We start from the raw sequence: 570 nt of genomic DNA on the forward strand, positions 1-570 counted from the left end.
CATGTACATGCTTACGAGGGGCAGGCTGCAAAAATCCTGGCAGTAGTTTACACGCCAATTTAATGAAATAATAGGAACCAAGACTTAAGTATAATTACATGCAATTATTTGATCGTACTTTGGGGCAGTGGCTCGAGCACTGGGCTGAAGAGACTCCCGATAAGGAATATATCGTTTATTCCGACCGCAATCTCCGTTTTACCTGGAGTCAGTTGAACCGTCGTGTGGATGATATGGCGAAAGGGCTTATCGCCATTGGGGTGGAACGTGGTACCCATGTGGGTATCTGGGCGGCTAATGTTCCCGATTGGTTGACATTGTTGTATGCTTGTGCGAAGATCGGTGCGGTATATGTTACTGTAAATACGAACTATAAACAATCGGAGTTGGAGTATCTTTGCCAGAACTCGGATATGCATACGCTTTGTATCGTGAATGGCGAAAAGGACAGTGACTTTGTGCAGATGACCTATACAATGCTTCCCGAATTGAAAACCTGTGAACGCGGACATTTGAAGAGTGAACGTTTTCCGTACATGAGAAATGTAGTGTATGTAGGACAGGAGAAAC

The 570-nt window shown here is 44.6% G+C and carries 1 protein-coding gene; it reads left to right on the forward strand.

Annotated features, from left to right (window positions below; genetic code table 11):
- Positions 1-98: 98 nt before the first annotated feature.
- Positions 99-570 (forward strand): AMP-binding protein (locus tag AB5935_RS24895; protein ID WP_368327743.1); only part of this gene is annotated, 472 nt, incomplete at its 3' end.

Source organism: Phocaeicola sp. RTP21198st1_B8_RTP21198_201120 (assembly GCF_040929485.1).
GTDB classification, from domain to species: Bacteria; Bacteroidota; Bacteroidia; order Bacteroidales; family Bacteroidaceae; genus Phocaeicola; species Phocaeicola dorei.